This is a genomic window from Pseudarthrobacter sp. PvP004 (assembly GCF_017876035.1).
Classification (GTDB): domain Bacteria; phylum Actinomycetota; class Actinomycetes; order Actinomycetales; family Micrococcaceae; genus Arthrobacter; species Arthrobacter aurescens_A.
On sequence record NZ_JAGINL010000001.1, the window covers coordinates 2,333,862 to 2,352,638 of the forward strand.

The 18,777-nt window shown below is 63.4% G+C and carries 20 protein-coding genes; 6 read left to right on the top strand and 14 right to left on the bottom strand.

Translation table 11 applies throughout. The features are described from left to right. Positions 1-121 precede the first annotated feature (121 nt). Together moaA and J3A64_RS10525 are read left to right on the top strand one after the other, a co-directional pair. Entirely contained in the window at positions 122-1,261 is a 1,140-nt protein-coding gene (moaA, locus tag J3A64_RS10520) for a GTP 3',8-cyclase MoaA (protein ID WP_210064261.1), read from the top strand. A 4-nt stretch (positions 1,262-1,265) separates the two neighbouring features. Further along, positions 1,266-1,532, top strand: coding sequence for a MoaD/ThiS family protein (locus J3A64_RS10525; RefSeq protein WP_011774285.1), 267 nt, complete (start codon positions 1,266-1,268; stop codon positions 1,530-1,532). 31 nt (positions 1,533-1,563) lie between these two features. Here the strand turns inward: J3A64_RS10525 and J3A64_RS10530 are convergent, their stop codons facing one another. The 8 genes from J3A64_RS10530 to truB form a co-directional block, all read right to left on the bottom strand. Beyond that, positions 1,564-2,025: a DUF1579 family protein gene (locus tag J3A64_RS10530; RefSeq protein WP_210064262.1), complete on the bottom strand. Its 462-nt coding sequence runs from the start codon at positions 2,023-2,025 to the stop codon at positions 1,564-1,566. A gap of 88 nt (positions 2,026-2,113) precedes the next feature. Beyond that, on the bottom strand, positions 2,114-3,457 hold the full coding sequence (locus J3A64_RS10535; RefSeq protein WP_014921277.1) for a pitrilysin family protein: 1,344 nt from the start codon (positions 3,455-3,457) through the stop codon (positions 2,114-2,116). An 81-nt stretch (positions 3,458-3,538) separates the two neighbouring features. After that, positions 3,539-5,791, bottom strand: a complete 2,253-nt coding sequence (locus tag J3A64_RS10540) for a polyribonucleotide nucleotidyltransferase (protein ID WP_011774282.1) — start codon at positions 5,789-5,791, stop codon at positions 3,539-3,541. A 240-nt stretch (positions 5,792-6,031) separates the two neighbouring features. Further along, positions 6,032-6,301 (bottom strand): 30S ribosomal protein S15, encoded by a 270-nt coding sequence (gene rpsO / locus J3A64_RS10545; RefSeq protein ID WP_011774281.1) that lies wholly within the window; start codon positions 6,299-6,301, stop codon positions 6,032-6,034. A gap of 159 nt (positions 6,302-6,460) precedes the next feature. Next, positions 6,461-7,444, bottom strand: coding sequence for a bifunctional riboflavin kinase/FAD synthetase (locus J3A64_RS10550; RefSeq protein WP_011774280.1), 984 nt, complete (start codon positions 7,442-7,444; stop codon positions 6,461-6,463). Positions 7,445-7,533: 89 nt separating this feature from the next. Next, complete coding sequence (locus J3A64_RS10555; protein ID WP_307807185.1) at positions 7,534-7,968, bottom strand: hypothetical protein; 435 nt, start codon at positions 7,966-7,968, stop codon at positions 7,534-7,536. A 20-nt stretch (positions 7,969-7,988) separates the two neighbouring features. Continuing rightward, complete coding sequence (locus J3A64_RS10560) at positions 7,989-8,342, bottom strand: hypothetical protein (RefSeq protein ID WP_011774278.1); 354 nt, start codon at positions 8,340-8,342, stop codon at positions 7,989-7,991. A gap of 2 nt (positions 8,343-8,344) precedes the next feature. Next, positions 8,345-9,280: a tRNA pseudouridine(55) synthase TruB gene (gene truB, locus J3A64_RS10565; RefSeq protein WP_210064264.1), complete on the bottom strand. Its 936-nt coding sequence runs from the start codon at positions 9,278-9,280 to the stop codon at positions 8,345-8,347. 34 nt (positions 9,281-9,314) lie between these two features. Here truB and J3A64_RS10570 point away from each other — a divergent pair, with 34 nt between their 5' ends. Next, complete coding sequence (locus tag J3A64_RS10570) at positions 9,315-10,469, top strand: pyridoxal phosphate-dependent aminotransferase (RefSeq protein ID WP_210064265.1); 1,155 nt, start codon at positions 9,315-9,317, stop codon at positions 10,467-10,469. Between the two features lie 13 nt (positions 10,470-10,482). On the opposite strand, the gene J3A64_RS10575 is transcribed toward J3A64_RS10570, so the two are convergent. The 4 genes from J3A64_RS10575 to J3A64_RS23955 all read right to left on the bottom strand — a co-directional run bounded on the left by J3A64_RS10575 (position 10,483) and on the right by J3A64_RS23955 (position 14,918). Continuing rightward, the gene (locus J3A64_RS10575; protein WP_011774275.1) at positions 10,483-10,965 is read right to left on the bottom strand and encodes a nucleoside deaminase; all 483 of its coding nucleotides are present in this window, start codon (positions 10,963-10,965) and stop codon (positions 10,483-10,485) included. An 88-nt stretch (positions 10,966-11,053) separates the two neighbouring features. Next, on the bottom strand, positions 11,054-11,557 hold the full coding sequence (rbfA, locus tag J3A64_RS10580; RefSeq protein ID WP_210064266.1) for a 30S ribosome-binding factor RbfA: 504 nt from the start codon (positions 11,555-11,557) through the stop codon (positions 11,054-11,056). Positions 11,558-11,634: 77 nt separating this feature from the next. Continuing rightward, on the bottom strand, positions 11,635-14,511 hold the full coding sequence (gene infB / locus J3A64_RS10585; protein ID WP_011774273.1) for a translation initiation factor IF-2: 2,877 nt from the start codon (positions 14,509-14,511) through the stop codon (positions 11,635-11,637). Between the two features lie 152 nt (positions 14,512-14,663). Then, complete coding sequence (locus J3A64_RS23955; RefSeq protein ID WP_238324636.1) at positions 14,664-14,918, bottom strand: YlxR family protein; 255 nt, start codon at positions 14,916-14,918, stop codon at positions 14,664-14,666. Here J3A64_RS23955 and J3A64_RS23960 point away from each other — a divergent pair. Then, complete coding sequence (locus tag J3A64_RS23960) at positions 14,838-15,101, top strand: hypothetical protein (RefSeq protein ID WP_286140395.1); 264 nt, start codon at positions 14,838-14,840, stop codon at positions 15,099-15,101. The genes J3A64_RS23955 and J3A64_RS23960 overlap by 81 nt on opposite strands. A 100-nt stretch (positions 15,102-15,201) precedes the next feature. Here the strand turns inward: J3A64_RS23960 and nusA are convergent, their stop codons facing one another. Both nusA and rimP read right to left on the bottom strand, forming a co-directional pair. After that, positions 15,202-16,182, bottom strand: a complete 981-nt coding sequence (nusA, locus tag J3A64_RS10595) for a transcription termination factor NusA (RefSeq protein ID WP_011774271.1) — start codon at positions 16,180-16,182, stop codon at positions 15,202-15,204. Continuing rightward, a complete protein-coding gene (rimP, locus tag J3A64_RS10600; RefSeq protein ID WP_017198039.1) occupies positions 16,182-16,793 on the bottom strand; it encodes a ribosome maturation factor RimP in 612 nt (203 codons plus the stop codon). The genes nusA and rimP overlap by 1 nt, the downstream gene beginning before the upstream one ends. 30 nt (positions 16,794-16,823) lie before the next feature. Here rimP and J3A64_RS10605 point away from each other — a divergent pair, with 30 nt between their 5' ends. Further along, positions 16,824-17,990, top strand: a complete 1,167-nt coding sequence (locus J3A64_RS10605; RefSeq protein WP_210064267.1) for a ferritin-like domain-containing protein — start codon at positions 16,824-16,826, stop codon at positions 17,988-17,990. Between the two features lie 51 nt (positions 17,991-18,041). Then, complete coding sequence (locus J3A64_RS10610) at positions 18,042-18,770, top strand: VIT family protein (protein WP_210064268.1); 729 nt, start codon at positions 18,042-18,044, stop codon at positions 18,768-18,770. Positions 18,771-18,777 lie beyond the last annotated feature (7 nt).

Here is an 18,777-nt window from a genome sequence, read left to right on the forward strand (position 1 = left end):
CGGCACCCGATCCTGGCACAAAGGGCACAAGTGTAGGGAATCCGTAAGAACTGTGTGGGTAAAGGCCTCTGCGACTGTAACGGGTGTCACTGATCCAGCCGCGGTGGCGTAGCCTGAATTTATGAGTGTTCAGCTAGGCATGCCGGTGCCCCCTACGGGCGGCGCGGCAGGCAGCACGGAAAGCGGCGTTGCAGTTCCGCCCCCACGTCCCGCAGGCACGCCCGCCGGGCTGTGGGACCGCTATGGTCGGCGCGCAACGGACATGCGCCTGTCCCTGACGGACAAATGCAATCTGCGCTGCACGTACTGCATGCCTGCCGAGGGCTTGGAATGGCTCTCGAAACAGGCCGTGATGACCAAAGACGAAATCGTCCGCATTGTCCGTGTGGGCGTCAACGCCCTGGGCGTACGTGAGCTCCGCCTGACTGGCGGCGAGCCCCTGGTCCGCGCCGACTTGGTGGAAATCATTGCCGGCATCCGGAGCGACCACCCGGACCTCCCCATTTCCATGACCACCAACGGCGTGGGACTGGATAAGAAGGCCCAAGCCCTGAAAGCTGCAGGCCTGACCCGGATCAACGTCTCGCTCGATTCCCTCCACGAGGAGACGTTTACCAAACTGACGCGACGCCCCTTCCTGGACCGCGTCCTGGCCGGCGTAGATGCCGCCTGGGCAGCCGGCTTGGGTCCCGTGAAACTGAATGCTGTGCTGATGCGCGGCATCAACGACGCCGAATCGCCGGACCTCTTGGCTTGGGCCCTGGGCCGCGGCTACGAACTCCGCTTCATCGAGCAAATGCCCCTGGATGCCGACCACGGATGGACCCGGCGCAACATGATCACGGCCGCCGAGATTCGTGAGCTGCTCTCCCGCGACTTCGTGCTGGACAACGACCCCCGGGAGCGGGACGGCGCCCCGGCCGAACGTTTTGAAGTACGACGCCGGGATGCGGCAACGGGCGTCGCCACAGGGCCGGTCCTCGGCACAGTCGGCATCATCGCATCAGTCACTGAACCGTTCTGCTCCGACTGCCGCCGTACTCGCATCACCGCGGAGGGCAAGATCATGAGCTGCCTTTTCTCCCGCGAAGAATTCGACCTGTTGGGCATTCTCCGTGAGGGTGCCACGGATGATGAATTGGCGTCACGGTGGCAGGACGCCATGTGGGTCAAGCCCAAAGCCCACGGCATGGACCACACCGGTCTCGGCGCAGCGGACTTCGTCCAGCCGGACCGCAGCATGAGCGCAATCGGAGGCTGAACCCTTGCTTGTCCGTTACTTCGCTGCCGCACGCGCGGCCGCCGGGGTGGAAGAAGAACGTCACGTCCTCCCGGAAGGCACCAGCCTGGAGGAACTGCTGGAAGCCGCCCTCGCCGTCGAACGCCCTCTGCCTCCCGAAGGCACGCCGCCGCTCGCCAGGATCGTGGCGCGCAGCAGTTTCCTCCGCAATGAGGTGGCCGTCCGGGACCGTACGGCTCCCTTGGGAAGCGAAGACGTCATCGACGTTTTGCCGCCGTTCGCCGGAGGCTAGGACCGCGCAGGGGGCTAGGACTGCTCGGGGTTCAGACCTTCCGGAACACGCTCTTCAACAACGGGCTGAACTCGGCAGATCCCTCAAGCTTCAAGTCTGCGGTGTGCACCAGGACGCCATCGTCAACGCGGAACGTGTGCCGGGCCACGCCGTCGGCTGTCCGCCGGTCCAGGGTCAACGTGCCTGCGTTCCATGTCCCACGGACCGGGCTCGCCGGCGGCCGGCCCATGCTGTCCACGTAGTACCACAGCGTATCGCCGTGGTCCCGGTCAACAGTGAACATGCCATGACCTTCGAAATGCGTGCCGTCGGTTTCGTGGTGCCTGTAGCTCTGGACCACCGCGTAGCCGCCCGCAGCCTTGGTAAACACCGCCTCGGCCTCAGCTGTCCGTGCAGTTCCCCACGGTGACGCAGCGATCTCCGTGATGCCCCGCCAATGACCGAGGAAATCCCGCAGCATCTCCGCAGCATGGCCGCTTGGGGGCAGATCCATCAGGACTCCAATGTAGTCAGGGCAGCATCATCGTGTGATCATGCTGCCCTGTTTACAGTGCGGGAGTCCAGAGATTCGGGACAGGAAGCTACAGGCCGAAGGTCTCGGTTTCCTCGAATGGACCAACAACGGTGATGGTGCGGGGCGCCGCTGCGAGTTCGCGGGCGAGCTCCTGAACATCCTCCACCGTGACGGCCTTGATACGGGCCAAGGTCTCGTCAATGTCCTGGAATTCTCCTGACACCAGTTCCGCCCGGCCAAGCCGCGACATCCGCGAGCCGGTGTCCTCAAGCGCGAGGACAATCCCGCCGCTGAGCTGCCCTACTGCTTTCCGGAGCTCTTCGTCCGTGATGCCTTCCTTGGCGAGCTTGTCCAGCTCAAGGCCCAGAAGTTCCAACACTTGGCGAACCTTGGACGGCGTGCAGCCGGCGTACATCCCGAAGTATCCGGCGTCTGCATACGCTGCCGTGAACGAGTACGTGGAGTACACCAAGCCGCGCTTCTCACGAATCTCCTGGAACAGGCGGGATGACATGCCACCACCCAGGACGGCGTTGAGCACGCTCATGACAAACCGGCGGTCATCCGTTGCAACGATCGTGGGGCAACCCATGATGATGTTTGCTTGCTCCACGGGACGCTTTACTACGTGCAGTCCCGACGTGCCCGTGATGACGGCCCGGTCAGTCCCACGACGATTCACGGGCGCGGCATCGGCGTTGAGCTGCCATCCTGCGGCCTTCAAAGCATCCAGAACGAGTTCACAGACGACGTCGTGATCCAGGCCGCCGGCGGCGGTGATGACCAGTTCCTCGGGGCGGTAGTAGCGCTGGTAGTGCGCCCAGACAGAATCCCTCGCCACAGCCTTGATGGCATCCGGGGTTCCCCCAATGGGGCGTGCCAACGGGTGGTGGCCGAGGACGGCCGCTACGAATTTCTCGTGGGCAACGTCTGTGGGGTCATCGCTGTCCATGGCGATTTCCTCAAGGATGACATCGCGCTCCTGCTCCAGTTCAGCAGGATCGAGGACAGCCCCGGTGATCATGTCGGCAATGACATCGATGGCCATGGGAAGGTCGGTGTCCAGGACGCGGGCGAAGTAGCAGGTGCTTTCCTTGGCCGTAGCCGCATTGGACTCGCCGCCCACCTCGTCAAAAGCGGAGGCGATCTCCAAGGCTGTGCGCCGCTTGGTGCCCTTGAACAGCAGGTGCTCAAGGAAGTGTGTGGAACCGTGCTGGCCGTCCGCTTCGTCGCGCGAACCCACTGCCACCCAAAACCCTATGGTGGCCGAACGCTGACCGGGCATGGCCTCGGTCAGGACGCGCACGCCCCCGGGAAGGACGGAGCGCCGTACGACGGAACCGCCCTCTGCACCATGGATCAATTCGCCGCCGGGAAGGGTCTGCTCCAACGGCAAGGGTACAACAGTCATCAAGGCCTTTCGGGTTAAGGCCGGAAGGGCCGGTGGCGCTTTTTCAAGCCCACCGGCCCTGCCGGGTGTACTGCTTACAGACTACTCTGCGGACTCTTCAGCGGCCTCGGCAGGAGCGTCCTCGGAGGCTGCTCCTTCTTCCTCGGCAACAACCGGGGAGAGGGAAAGCTTTCCGCGGTCATCGATCTTGGTGATCTCGACCTGAACCTTCTGGCCCACGGAGACGACGTCATCAACGTTGTCCACGCGCTTGCCATTGGCCAGCTTGCGGAGCTCTGAGATGTGCAGCAGGCCGTCCTTGCCCGGGGTGAGGGAAACGAAAGCGCCGAAGGTAGTGGTCTTGACGACCGTACCCAGGTAACGCTCACCGATTTCCGGTACCTGCGGGTTGGCGATGGCGTTGATGGCGGAGCGTGCTGCGTCGGCAGACGGACCGTTGGTGGCGCCGATGTAGACAGTGCCGTCATCTTCGATGGAGATGTCCGCGCCCGTGTCTTCCTGAATCTGGTTGATCATCTTGCCCTTGGGGCCGATGACCTCGCCGATCTTGTCCACGGGGATCTTGACAGCGATAACGCGCGGCGCGAACTCGGAGAGCTCGTCCGGGGTGTCGATCGCTGCGTTGATGACCTCGAGGATGTGGAGGCGGGCTTCGCGGGCCTGCTTCAGTGCTGCTGCCAGCACGGAAGCGGGGATGCCGTCGAGCTTGGTGTCCAGCTGGATGGCCGTAACGAACTCGGAGGTACCTGCCACCTTGAAGTCCATGTCACCGAATGCGTCTTCGGCGCCGAGGATGTCGGTCAGGGCTGCGTAGCGGGTCTGGCCGTCAACCTGGTCGGAAACCAGGCCCATGGCGATACCGGCAACAGCGGCCTTCAGCGGCACACCGGCGTTAAGCATGGAGAGCGTCGAAGCACAGACGGAACCCATGGAGGTCGAACCGTTGGAACCGAGGGCCTCGGATACCTGGCGGATGGCGTACGGGAACTCTTCACGGGTGGGCAGAACCGGCACCAGGGCGCGCTCAGCAAGGGCACCGTGGCCGATTTCGCGGCGCTTCGGGGAACCGACGCGGCCGGTTTCACCGGTGGAGTACGGCGGGAAGTTGTAGTTGTGCATGTAGCGCTTGCGCGTTACCGGCGACAACGAGTCGATCTGCTGCTCCATCTTCAGCATGTTCAGCGTGGTGACGCCCATGATCTGGGTTTCGCCGCGCTCGAAGATTGCCGAACCGTGTACACGGGGCAGAACCTCTACCTCGGCGGTCAGCTGGCGGATGTCCGTCAGGCCACGGCCGTCGATGCGGACCTGGTCCTTGAGGATGCGCTGGCGCACAACGTGCTTGGTGACCGAGCGGAAAGCTGCGGACAGTTCCTTCTCGCGGCCCTCAAACTGGCCGGCAAGGGCACCAAGGACCTCGTCCTTGAGCTCGTCGGAGGCGTTGTCGCGGTCCTGCTTGTCAGCGATCTGGAAGACAGCGGCCAGCTTGTCGGCAGCAGCGGCTTCAACAGCGGCGTAGACGTCGTCCTGGTAGTCCAGGAAGACCGGGAACTCAACCGTGGGCTTGGCAGCGCGGGCTGCCAGGTCTGCCTGTGCTTCACAAAGTGCCTTGATGAACGGCTTTGCAGCCTCGAGGCCCTCGGAAACAACCTCTTCGGTAGGAGCGGTTGCGCCCTGTTCCTTGATGAGGTTCCAGGAGTTGTCCGTGGCTTCGGCTTCCACCATCATGATGGCGACGTCGTCACCGGCGATGCGGCCGGCAACAACCATGTTGAACACGGCGTTCTCAAGCTGGGAGTGCTTGGGGAAAGCGACCCACTGCGAACCCTGTTCGTCGGCGATGAGGGCGACGCGGACGCCACCGATCGGGCCGGAGAACGGGAGGCCGGAAAGCTGCGTGGACATCGAGGACGCGTTGATGGCGACGACGTCGTAGAGCTCATCCGGGTTGATGGCCAGAACGGTCACCACGATCTGGACCTCGTTGCGCAGGCCCTTCACGAAGGCGGGGCGCAGCGGGCGGTCCATGAGGCGGCAAGCCAGGATGGCTTCCGTGGAGGGACGGCCTTCGCGGCGGAAGAACGAACCCGGGATACGGCCGGCAGCGTACATACGCTCTTCAACATCAACCGTCAGCGGGAAGAAGTCGAAACCTTCGCGCGGCTGCTTGCCAGCAGTGGTTGCCGAGAGCAGTGCGGTGTCTTCGTCGATGTAGACCATCGACGCGCCGGCTGCCTGCTTGGCAAGGCGGCCGGTTTCGAAGCGAATGACTCGCTTGCCGAAACGTCCGTTGTCGATAATGGCTTCTGAGAACTGGATTTCGGGACCCTCCATAGAGAGTCACCTCCGTTTCTGTTAGCGGAAGTCCGCCGCATCAACCCAGGCCTCTTCTTTTTTCCTGGCCTGTACGACACCCGGTCATCGATCGAGATCCACGGGCATCATCGTCACAGATGGTTTCCCGGGAATCACTACCGAGGACCGCGAATGCGCGATGCGGTTGATTCCTGTTTTTAGTTGTTGGTGAAGAAGGCGGCCCGTTCCGAAACGGAGCGGGCCGCCCCTAAAGGCAGACTAGCGGCGCAGGCCGAGACGCTCGATGAGCGCACGGTAGCGGGCGATGTCAGTGTTCTTCAGGTAGGAAAGCATGCGCTTGCGACGACCAACCATGGCCAGCAGACCGCGCTGGGTGTGGAAGTCGTGCTTGTGCTCCTTCATGTGCTCAGTCAGATCCTTGATCCGCTGAGTCAGGACTGCAACCTGAACCTCGGGCGAACCGGTGTCGCCTTCAGTGGTTGCGTATTCCTTGATGATGGACTGCTTTACAGCGGCGTCAAGTGCCACGTGAACTCCTAGAGTTGTGCCGTGCCTCCCGGTGCAGCGCCTCGCTGACGGGTTGTCCTTGGTACGTTGCCGCACACAAAAACAGGTCCAGCCGCCACGGACTGCAGCCGGATCCACTCATCAGTTTACCGGCACGTCAGCAGTGTTGTCGAAATGCCCCTAGTGCCGGGTCAACAGCTCGTGTGCCTGGGCTACGTCCAGGCACATTTGTTCCACCAAGGCTTCCGGTCCCCGATAGGCCACCATGCCCCGCAGACGCTGCGTAAATTCCACGGCAACTGTCTGCCCGTAGAGGTTGAAGTCTTCCACGTTCTCTTCGGGACGGTCGATCACGTGTGCCTCAACCTGCCGGCTCACGCCGTCGAACGTGGGGTTGGAACCAACGGAGATTGCGGCTGGCCACCGCGTGCCGGCCTGGTCGATCAGCCACCCCGCATAGATGCCGTCCGCTGGCACGTAACCGGTGGAATCGTGGGAAAGGTTAGCCGTAGGGAAACCGAGATCCCGTCCGCGGGCAGCTCCGTGCACCACTTCCCCGCGCATGCGGTGGGGCCGGCCCAACACCGCGGCAGCAGTAACGACGTCGCCTTCGGACAAGGCCTCCCTCACCCAGGTGGAGGAACAGCGCCGGTCGGTATCGCCGTCGTGGTGGACCGGGAAGCCCCCCGCGCCGTATTCATTGACAACCTGAACCCCAAAACCGAGCTGATCTCCCAGTTCCTGCATGGTGACAACGTCGCCGGCATTGCCGGCACCAAAGCGGAGGTCGTGTCCCACCACGAGGTGTGCGGCGTGGAGACCCTCAAGCAGGACCTCCCGGACAAACTCCAGGGGCGTCATGGCAGCAAGTTCAAGGGTGTACTTCATCACCAGTACGGCATCCACCCCGGTATCGCCAAGGGCCTCCAGTTTGTCCTGAAGCCCCATGATCAGCTCCGGAGCAGAATCCGGCCTGTGCACTTGGGCGGGGTGGGGATCGAATGTCACGGCGACCGACGGGATGTTGTGCCTCTTGGCCGTATCGGTCAGCTGCGACAGAACGTGCTGGTGGCCACGATGGACGCCGTCAAAGTTCCCGATGGTAACGACAGTAGGTCCGAAGTCCTTGGGGACTTCAGTGGGATCGTTCCAGATGTGGACCATCAACCTCGCCTTTTTACTGCAGATGTTCATTTCGCCCGGCAACCTCCCGGCGCCGGAACAATCTAAGGTTACCCGCTAGGGTGTTTGACTCAGGACGGCCGGCGCTTGTTGAGCCACAAGAGACCCAGGATCGGCAGGACAAGCGGAACAAAGCCGTAACCGCGGCCGAACAGGGACCACACGGTGTCGTGCGGGAAAGCGACAGGATCAAAGAGGCTGATCGCTCCTACCACCAGCACACCCACAAGTTCAGTGAGCACAGCCGCCAGGGAAACCTTGAACCAAGTACGGCCCGGCTTGGCAAGCGAGACAGTGGCCACAATATAGACGACGGCGGCGAACGCCGACAGGATATGCGCCAAGGGAGCTTCGGCGAACTTGGTGGCGATCTGGTAGCCGGCACGAGCTGTCGCCGACAACGCGAACACGGCGTAGACCGCGATCAGCAGGCGACCTGGCCCTGTGTTCCGTGTGTCCTTTTGCTTCGGCTGCCGGTTGCCCGGGTTGGTGTCGGTTCCAGTCACGTTGCGTTCTTCCTTCAAGGTCAGTACCAGATCTGATTCATGCGCGCGGCCATCACCAGCACGGTTACGCCCACTGCCGCGAGGACAAAATTGCTCCAGCGGGTTCGTTCAAGAATGGCCCAATAGACGGCCCCCAACGGAATCATCAGGGCAACGATGAGGTAGCCCCAGAACTCCCAAGCTTCACCGGCCATCTGCTCGCCCATGGCAACCCGGACTATCGAGCCCACCAGATACACCACGAGCACGAGCTCAACGGCGAGTACGGAAAAGATGGTGGGGTCGTTCGGGGCTTTCTTCATCAAACCGGCCACGACGCACATGATCGTGGACACCAATCCAACGATGAGGATGGCGTAGAAGTATCCGTCCATGCCTATTTTGCCTGCCCTGTTCCAGTTCCAGTTCCAGTTCCAGGGGCAAAGACCAGCACGGGTTTAGCGAAGCTGCCCGTGTCTGCCAGCAATGCCACGAGCTCTCCCGACGGCGCGAACGCGGCGGCAGGCTTTTCAGCCGTGGCAGCGTCCGGCGTTCCTGCTCCTGGTCCGGCAGCGATGCGGCGGCCAAAAGATATCTCGGTGGTTTCTTCCTCGCTCAACTCCCGGTTGGGCATCAGCGAGCGTGCTGCCAAGGACATCTCCAAAACCTCGAGCTCTTCTGCCAGCTCCTCCAGCGTGCGCGCTTGATCGATGGAGTACGGGCCAACTTGGGTTCTGCGTAGGGCTGTGAGGTGCCCACCGACACCCAAAGCGTTGCCGAGGTCCCGGGCCAACGCCCTGATGTACGTGCCGGAAGAACACTCAACGGTGACGTCGACGTCAACTACCCTGCCGCCGTCGATCCTCGTGATGGAGTGGACATCGAAGCGGTGGATGGTGACCGGGCGAGCCGCGAGCTTAACCTCTTCGCCCGAGCGGACACGGGCGTAGGAGCGTTCGCCATTGACCTTGATGGCGCTCACGCTGCTGGGAACCTGCTGGATGGGCCCGGTGAGCGCGGCAACACCAACGGCAACAGCGTCATCAGTAATGTCCGCTGCGGTGCGGGCCTCCGTGACCTCGCCCTCGGCGTCGTCGGTGATGGTGGTTTCGCCCAGCCTGATAGTGGCGGTGTACGTCTTGGACGTGCCCACAATGTAGGTCAGCAGGCGCGTGGCCTTGTTGATGCCGAGCACCAGAACGCCGGTTGCCATGGGATCAAGCGTGCCCGCATGGCCTACTTTCCGGGTGCCGGCCAGCCGCCGCATCCGGCCAACCACATCATGGCTGGTCCATCCCTGCGGTTTGTCAACGATTACCAGTCCAGAAAGCACGCTTACCAGTATATGGGTGGCTAGGATGGCTCCCATGCCTGACCTTGCCGCGCATGTCCGCGACGTCCCTGTGAACCAGATCCGTGAGATCACCGAAGCTGCGTGGTGCACCCCCGAAGCAATCGTCCTCAGCATCGGGGAGCCGGGCTTTGCCTTACCCCGGCACATCCTCGACGCCGGTATTGACTGCCTGGATCGGGATGAGACCAACTACACACCCAACGCCGGGATCCCCGCCCTCCGTGAAGCCTTTGCCGCCCGCTTCCGGGAACAGCAAAACGTGGATATCGGCGCGGATCGCGTGTACGTAGTGGACGGCGCCCAACAGGGACTGCACTTCGCCATGAGCCTCCTTCTCTCCCCCGGCGATGAGATTCTCATCCCCAACCCCGGCTACCCCACCTTCGCCATGACCAGCCGGCTACTGCACGCCGTTCCGGTGCCGTATCCGCTATACCCGCAGAACGACTTCCAGCCGCGCGTTGAGGACATCGAGGCGCTCGTCACGCCAAGCACCCGGGTCCTCATGTTGAACTCCCCGTCCAATCCCTTGGGCGCCGTTTTCAGCGAAGAATCCACGCGCCAACTGGTGGAGCTTGCCGTCCGCCATGACCTTTGGATCATCTCTGACGAATGTTATGAAGCCTTCACTTTTGATGTCCCCCATGTCAGTCCCGCGCGCTTCGACAGCGACATCCCCGGAGAAGCCCGGGTCTTCACTTCCCTGACGCTGTCCAAGACCTACGGGCTAACTGGCCTTCGGATTGGAGCGTTGATCTGCCCGCCCGGGTTGGAGCCGAAGATGAACAACGTGATGGAGTCAATCGTGTCCTGCGTCGCGTCTCCTTCGCAGTACGCCGCCTTGGCCGCGCTGACAGGACCCCAGGACTATGTTTCCCAGGCTCGCGACCACTACCGGAGTAACCGGGATGCAGCCTCAGCTGTTTTGGCGAAGAAGGGAATTCCGTTCCTGGGCGCCCAGGGGGCGTTCTACCTGTGGGCCGACGTCTCGCATGTGAGCGGCGGGGATGTCAGGTCCTGGGTGCGGGCGTTCCTGGCAGAGTCCGGCGTGTCCTTCGCTCCGGGTACGGCGTTCGGTTCGATCGGCGAGGGCTGGATCAGGATTGCCCTGTGCGGCGGGCAGCAGGACCTGCTCGACGGCGTCAGCCGCCTCCCAGCCAAGGTCTAGTTTTCGCGGATCTTCAGTAGGCCGTGCGGCGCGCGTGGTTCCGCCAGGCGTCGAAGGGTTCATTGGAAGCGGCCAGCTCGGCATGCTCCACGGGCAGCAACTCCGGTCGGGTGCCGGCAAAGTACTCGTAGAACACAGCGTCGTCGAAGCCTGCCTTGGCCGCACCGTGTCGGTCTGCAGCGAAGTAGACGTGCCCGATCCTGGCCCAGAGCGTGGCGGATAGGCACAGCGGGCACGGCTCGCAGCTTGCATAAAGGACGGAACCCGTGAGGTCGAACCTTTTGCTTGCGGCTGCGGCACGACGAATCGCCACCACTTCCGCATGTGCTGTGGGGTCGTGGTCCCGAGTAACCCGGTTGACTCCCTCATGGACAGTTCCGTCCGCGGTGACCACAACGGCGCCGAAAGGGCCGCCGCCGTCGGAAACGTTGTGCACGGCCAGCTGGATGGCAAGGTTCAGGTATTCATCGCGTTGCTGAGCACTGTGCGCCGACATGCTCCAGATCATAGCGAGTTTTAATACAGCTGATGCCCCTAAGAAGGCTTCTTATGGGCATCAGCTGTAGAAAAACTCAAAGAGTGGTCTACCGGTTGGCGTCTTCGTCCAGATCGTTATCGCCGGAGAGGTCGGTGTCCTCTTCGTCGAAGTCGTCCTCTTCGATGTCCTCCGGGGAATCGCCCTTGTAGGGGTCTGCCTCGCCTGCGTGCTTGGCGCTGGCAGCCAAAGCGGCTACCTCTGCGTCGCGGCGCTTGGCTTCACGCAGGAGCTCTTCAAGGTTGGATGCATTGACCGGAATCTGGTCAGCCACAAACTCGAGGGTCGGAGTGAGACGAACAGTGATGTTGCGGCCGACTTCCTGCCGCAGCACACCCTTTGCCTTCTCCAGTGCCCTGGCGGCATCGGCCTGTGCTACGTCGTCACCAAAGACGGTGTAGTAGATGGTGGCGTGCTGAAGGTCGTTGGTGACGCGGGCGTCCGTGACCGTGATGGACTCCACGCGCGGATCCTTGACGCGACGTCCGAGCGCTTCGGCAACAACCACCTTTATCCGCTGTGCCAACTTGGCGGCGCGTGCGGGATCAGCCATGACTTCCTCCTGGAAAGTAGAAAAGGGGACGGAACGGGTCCGCCGGGGCTACCCGACGGACCCGTTCCAAACGGAACCTAGCTGCGCGGCTTTTCGCGCATTTCGAAGGTCTCGATGATGTCGCCTTCATTGATGTCATTGAAGGAGCCAAGACCGATACCACACTCGAAGTCCGTGCGGACTTCGGTGGCGTCATCCTTGAAGCGCTTGAGCGTCTCAACGGTGAGGTTGTCACCGATGACCTTGCCGTCGCGGCTGACACGTGCCTTGGAGTTACGGCGGATGATGCCCGTGCGGACGATCGAGCCGGCGATGTTTCCGAACTTGGAAGAACGGAAGACTTCGCGAACCTCGGCGGTACCGAGCTGGACTTCTTCGTATTCCGGCTTGAGCATGCCCTTGAGAGCCATCTCGATGTCATCGATTGCTGCGTAGATGACCGAGTAGAAGCGCATGTCCACGCCTTCACGGTCGGCCAGTTCGGCAACACGCTCGGCCGGCTTGACGTTGAAGCCGATGATGATGGCGTTGTCCACCGTGGCGAGGTTGACGTCGTTCTGCGTGATGGCACCCACACCGCGGTGGATGACACGAAGCTGAACGTCGTCGTCTCCGACGTCGATCTTGAGCAGCGCGTCTTCGAGGGCTTCCACGGCACCGGACACGTCACCCTTGAGGATGAGGTTGAGGGTGTCGATCTTGCCTTCGGCAACGGCCTGGTCGAAGTCTTCCAGGCTGATGCGCTTGCGACGCTTGGCAAGTGCAGCGTTGCGGTCGGCAGCTTCACGCTTCTCAGCGATCTGGCGGGCCGTACGCTCGTCAGGTGTCACCAGGAAGGTGTCACCTGCACGCGGCACGTTGGACAGGCCGAGGACCTGAACCGGGCGGGACGGCAGTGCGACATCGAGTGCCTCGCCGTTTTCGTCGAACATGGCGCGGACGCGGCCGTGAGCCGTACCGGCCACGATCGTGTCGCCCACTGCCAAGGTTCCGGACTGGACCAGGACGGTAGCAACAGCACCGCGGCCCTTGTCCAGGTTCGCTTCGATGGCAATGCCTCGAGCGTCCTTGTCCGGGTTGGCGCGCAGATCCAGTGCGGCATCGGCCGTCAGCAGAACGGCGTCGATCAGTTCGTCGATGTTGAGGTTCTGACGTGCAGAGACCTCAACGAACATGGTGTCGCCACCGTACTCTTCGGGAACCAGTCCGTACTCGGTCAGCTGTCCCTTGACCTTGTCAGGGTTGGCGCCTTCCTTGTCGATCTTGTTCACTGCGACGACGATCGGCACATTGGCTGCCTGGGCGTGGTTGAGTGCTTCCACCGTCTGCGGCATAACGCCGTCGTCGGCTGCAACAACCAGGATCGCGATATCTGTGACCTTGGCACCACGTGCACGCATGGCCGTGAAGGCCTCGTGACCGGGGGTGTCAATGAAGGTGATGTCGCGGGCCTTGCCCTCGTGGACGTGGCTGATCTGGTAGGCACCGATGTGCTGGGTGATACCACCATGCTCGCCGGCCACAACGTTCGAGTTGCGGATCGCGTCCAGCAGACGGGTCTTACCGTGGTCAACGTGACCCATGACCGTGACAACCGGTGCTCGGGCCTCGAGAACGTCGTCGCCTTCGGCGTCAAGTTCGTCCTGGATGTTGATGTCGAACTGGTCGAGGAGCTCGCGCTCTTCATCCTCCGGCGAAACAACCTGGAGCTTGTAGCCGAGTTCGGCGCCAAGCAGGCCGAAGGTGTCTTCGTCGAGGGACTGCGTTGCCGTAGCCATTTCACCGAGGTGGAACAGTACGGTCACCAGCGATGCGGGGTTCGCATCGATCTTCTCGGCAAAGTCCGTGATGGACGAGCCACGACGCAGGCGGATGATGGTCTCACCGTCACCGCGGGGTACCGATACGCCGCCCAGCGACGGAGCACTCATCTGCTCCAGTTCCTGGCGCTTTGCACGCTTCGACTTGCGCTGCTTGCCACGACCGGCGCCGCCCTTGCCGAAGGCACCCTGGGTGCCACCGCGACCGCGGCCACCCTTACCGAAGCCACCGCCGGCGGGAGCTCCGCCACCGGTACCTGCACCAGGTGCGCCACCGGGACGACCGGGTCCGCCACCGGGACGGCCTGCGCCACCCGGACGGCCTGCGCCACCGGGAGCCGGACGCTCAGTGCGGTTGGGCATCATGCCCGGAGTAGGACGGTTTCCGGCACCGGGACCACCGGCGGGACGCGGTGCGCCCGGACGGGGTGCACCGGGACGCGGTGCGCCCGGACGGGGACCACCGGTACCGGCTGCGGGACGGGGGCCGCCTGCGCCAGCTGCAGGGCGGGGACCGCCGGGGCGTTCGCCGTCGTTGCGGCGTTCGCCTCGGGGCATGCCCTGGGACGGTGCAAACGGGTTGTTACCCGGACGCGGCGGACGGTCTCCGTCGCCACCACGTCCACGGGGCATGCCCTGGGACGTGGCAAACGGGTTGTTGCCCGGACGCGGACCGCCGGGACGGGGAGCCTGACCACCTTGACGTGCCGGAGCCGGGGTCTCTGCCTTGGGAGCAGGACGGGCGCCGGGCTTGGCCGAAACCGGGGTGGACGCGGCAGGAGCCGCGGGGGCTGCCGGGGCGGGTGCTGCCGGAGCAGCGGCGGCCGGAGCAGCGGCGGCCGGAGCTGCCGGAGCGGGGGCTGCAGGTGCCGGGGCCGGGGCCTTCGGCGCTGCAGGTCCCGGTGCCGGAGCAGCCGGACGGGATGCTGCGGGAGCTTTGGGGGCTGCAGCGGGAGCGGCAGCCTTGGCAGCGCCGGCACCCGGGTAGGCGTCGCGAAGCTTCTTCACGACGGGGGCCTCAATGGTTGAAGAGGCGGAGCGAACGAATTCGCCCAATTCCTGCAGTTTGGTTACTGCATCTTTGGAAGTAATACCGAGCTCTTTGGCGAGCTCATGTACGCGGACCTTGGCCACATTTCTCCTGTCTCGGTCCGCACCGAGCCAGGCACGAACCGTCTACTTCTTACTGCGGGCCTTCGCCGCTTGCGCGATTGAAAGGCCCATTGCAGAGCGCAACAAAGTTGTCATCGTTACGCACTCATCGCTGGGAACTCATCGGGTTTCCATCAGTTTTCTGACCCGCTTTCAGGTTTGGACGGTTTTCCTGCGGCGGCCTGGGCCTCCACAAGTGGCGTGCCGGGCATCAAGTATCGTTCCACGGCGCCTGTATCGGAAGCACCCGCAAGGGCCCTTCCAAAAGCTCGCCGCTTGATCGCCAATGCCAAGCACTTTTCGCTGGGGTGCAGCCACGCACCCCTGCCGGCCATCCGGCGTCGTTCATCCACCAGGACAGCGGACGAACCGCTGCCTTGGGCGACCAACCGGACAAGCTCGGACCGGGAGCCTTGCTTCCGGCATCCGATGCAGGTGCGAACAGGCCCATGGCCGTGTTCAAGCAGTTCAGCCACGACGTGTCCAACCTGCCTTACGCTACTGGCACCCGACGGGCCCCGGTCCTGCGGATGCAGCTGAGGCACGCCAAAGCGCGCGGATACCGGACGTAAGCCCGGTTCCATCTAGTCTAGCCCCCCGGCCCCGGTCTCCCGAAACCAGGTACGCGCCAGTGCGGCGCGGAACCGGCGGCACAGGCCGCCGGCTGAAGCGCTAGTCAGTCTTGGCGGGGGCGGCGTCCGAGACGATATCAATGCGCCAGCCGGTCAGCTTGGCTGCGAGCCGCGCATTCTGGCCTTCTTTGCCGATGGCCAACGAAAGCTGGTAGTCCGGCACAACCACGCGGGCCGAGCGGGTGGATTCGTCGGTGATAGTGACGGAATTCACTCGCGACGGCGACAGCGAGTTGGCGATGAAGGTCGCGGGGTCATCGCTGAAATCGACGATGTCGATCTTTTCATCGTTGAGTTCGGTCATGACCGCCCGGACACGCGAACCCATTTCACCGATGCAGGCACCCTTGGCATTGACGCCGGGAGTGTTTGCCTTGACGGCGATCTTGGTGCGGTGACCCGCTTCGCGCGCCAGCGCCACGATCTCTACCGAGTGGTCCGCGATTTCCGGAACTTCCATTTCGAACAACTTGCGGACCAGGCCGGGGTGCGAACGGGACAACGTGATGGACGGGCCCTTGGCACCGCGGTGTACGTCCACCACGAAGGCACGCAAGCGGCTTCCGTGGAGGTACTTCTCGCCCGGAACCTGCTCGGGCGGCGGCAGCAATGCCTCCACAGCCCCAAGGTTGACCTGAATCATGTGCGGGTTGTTGCCCTGCTGGATCATGCCGGCCACAAGCTCGCCCTCACGGCCCTTGAATTCGCCCAGCACGTTGTCGTCTTCAACGTCGCGAAGGCGCTGCAGAATGATCTGGCGGGCCGTACTGGCAGCGATGCGGCCAAAACCTGCCGGGGTGTCCTCGAACTCGCCGATGGGCTCACCGTCGTCGTCGATTTCCGTGGCCCAGATGGTCACGTGGCCGCTCTTGCGATCCAGTTCCGCGCGGGCCTTCTCGAAGGCCCCGGGCGTCTTGTGATACGCCACCAGCAGCGCTTGCTCGATGGTGGGAATCAGGAGATCCAGCGGGATTTCACGCTCACGCTCCAGGAGTCTCAGTGCGCTCATGTCAATATCCATTAGGCCTCCTCGGAAGGTCCGTTGTGCTCGTCTTCCAGCGCAGCCTCGTGGAGGTGGCTGAATTCAATCTCGACTTTTCCTTGGCGGATCCTGTCGAAAGGAATAGTGATGGGTTCGCCCTGCTTGGGCTTCATGCCCTTCTTGACCTCGTGCTCGGGGATGAGCGTCACGGCATCATCCCCCACCGAGGCAATACGGCCCAGGAGGTTATCCCCTTGAATGACGTTGACCCTGACCATGCGGCCGCGGGCGCGGTGCCAGTGACGCGGTTCGGTCAGTGGGCGGCCTACTCCCGGGGAAGAAACCTCAAGGTCGTACGGACGGCCGTCGTCATGGGGATCGTTGTCCAGAATATCGGACAGCCCACGTGAGACGTCCGCGATAGCGTCAAGGCTGACGCCCCCGGTCTCTTCCTGCGGAAGGTCCACGACGACGTGGACCGTGCGGTGAGAACCGGCAACGTGGATGGAAACATCCTCGAGGTAGAGCCTGCTGGCAAGGACAGCCGGTTCAAGCAGTGCCTTAAGCCTGCTCTCTTCCGGGTTGTGGATGGTGGCCGTTGAGTTCGATTCAGAACGGTCTGTTGAAGTCGTGGCTTCCGAGTCACTCACGTTGCCCGCCGCCTCCCGATAGATGTTGTTGTGACTACTAGCCTAACGATTTTCCCGGGAACATGGTGCACGGACTTCCCCCTCCACGTGACACCATGGTCTGTTGTGAACGGGCGGACAAGCGAAAAACGACGAACACCACCCTGGGGCCGGGTTTTGCTGGTTGCCGTGGTGGCACTGCTTGTTGCGGGCACCGGAATGGTGCTTATTCCGCGGGATTCCGGCACTCCCCCGATAGTCCCGTTCTCCGAAACAGCCCGCGCCTCGGCGTTGGAAGACACGCTGCAGCTGCGCGAATCAGCCGCCATGCAGGCAGAGGCTGCCGCTCCTGATGCCGAAAAATCGACACTCGGTAACGCTGTGACTTTGCTGACAACCCATGCACAGGCGTTGCTTGGCCCCAATGATGCAACGCCCAGCCCAAGATCGTCCGGCCGGGCCACGGCTGCCAAGACCGGGGCAGCAGCGACGGAAACCAGCCGCGCCTCCTTCCTGACCGGCTTGGCCGGCAGTGGGCAGGAGCGACTGGACGATGCCCGAAAGGCCGACGGCGGGATCGCCCGCATGCTTGCCGCCGTCGGATCCGCTCAGCTGCTTGAGGCCGAACGATTGGCCGCGGAGTGGCAGCTGCCACAGCCACAGCAGACAGCGGCGGCGGACGCCAAGGCTCTGGCGGCAACGCCTTTGGCCGCCTCCTGCCCGTCGGTCAGCCCCACCCCGGAGTCGACGTCCGCCACCACCGACACCGCCCTGGCAGCGGTGGTTCGCTCGCAACAAGAAGCGATCTACGTGTACCAGGTGGCTCTGAAGCGCCTGGACGAGCCGAACTCGGCGGCTGCTGCCAAGTACTTGCCAGTGCACGAGGCATTGCTCCAGCAGGCAGAATCACTGACCAGCGCCAACTGCGCGGACTCGCCCGCCAGCGAGGCCGGTTACCGGCTGCCGGAACAGTTCGCCAAGGACCCGGCCGCTTTCCTGGGCTCCGTGGAACTTGCATCCCTGCCTCGATTCGGTGACCTGGTTGCTTTGTCCACGGATGAGACTCGGAGCTGGGCAGTTGACGGTCTTCTGACTGCTGCCCGCAGGAGCGCAGCCTGGGGCGCGCCCCTGCCTGCGTTGCCGGGACTCATGCTCGACGCCGGCGAGTTGCCTTCGCTGCCGACGCCCACCACCGCACCCGCTTCCACCGGCGGATAGGCGAGCCTAGCCATGCTGGTCAGGGCCGCCTGCCAGTGCTTGGCTTGATGCATGGCTTCCACAGAAACTGCCACCATGCATGAGAACGAACCCCACCGCGACGATCTTGCCCACCGGTTGAACTGGTTGCGGGCCGGAGTCCTGGGTGCCAACGACGGCATCGTGTCCGTCGCGGCGATCGTGGTGGGCGTGGCGGGCGCTACCACGAGCACGGGCAGTATCCTCGCTGCAGGAACCGCTGGCTTGGTGGGTGGCGCTATCTCCATGGCTTTGGGTGAGTACGTGTCCGTCAGCAGCCAAAGCGACACCCAAAAAGCGCTGATCGAAAAAGAAAAACGTGAGCTGGCGGAGCAACCGGAAGATGAACTCAACGAGTTGGCCGCGATCTACGAGTCGAAAGGGCTCAGCGCCGAGACCGCCCGGACCGTTGCACAGGAGCTGACCGAACACGATGCCTTGGCCGCCCACCTCTCGGCCGAGCTGAATATCCATGAAGACGACATCGTCAGCCCTTGGAACGCAGCCCTGGCTTCCGCTGTCGCCTTCACCTTGGGGGCGGCGCTGCCCATGCTGGCCATCCTGCTGCCTCCGCCGGAGATGCGGGTGCCGCTGACGTTCGTCGCAGTCCTGCTGGCCCTGGCGATCACCGGTGCGGTAGGCGCATGGATCGGCGGCGCCTCCCGCTTCCGCGCGGCAGCCCGGGTGGTCTTGGGCGGGGCACTGGCGCTGGCCGCAACCTTCTCGATCGGAACCCTATTGGGCGCAAGCGGCGTTTTCTAAGGGGCAC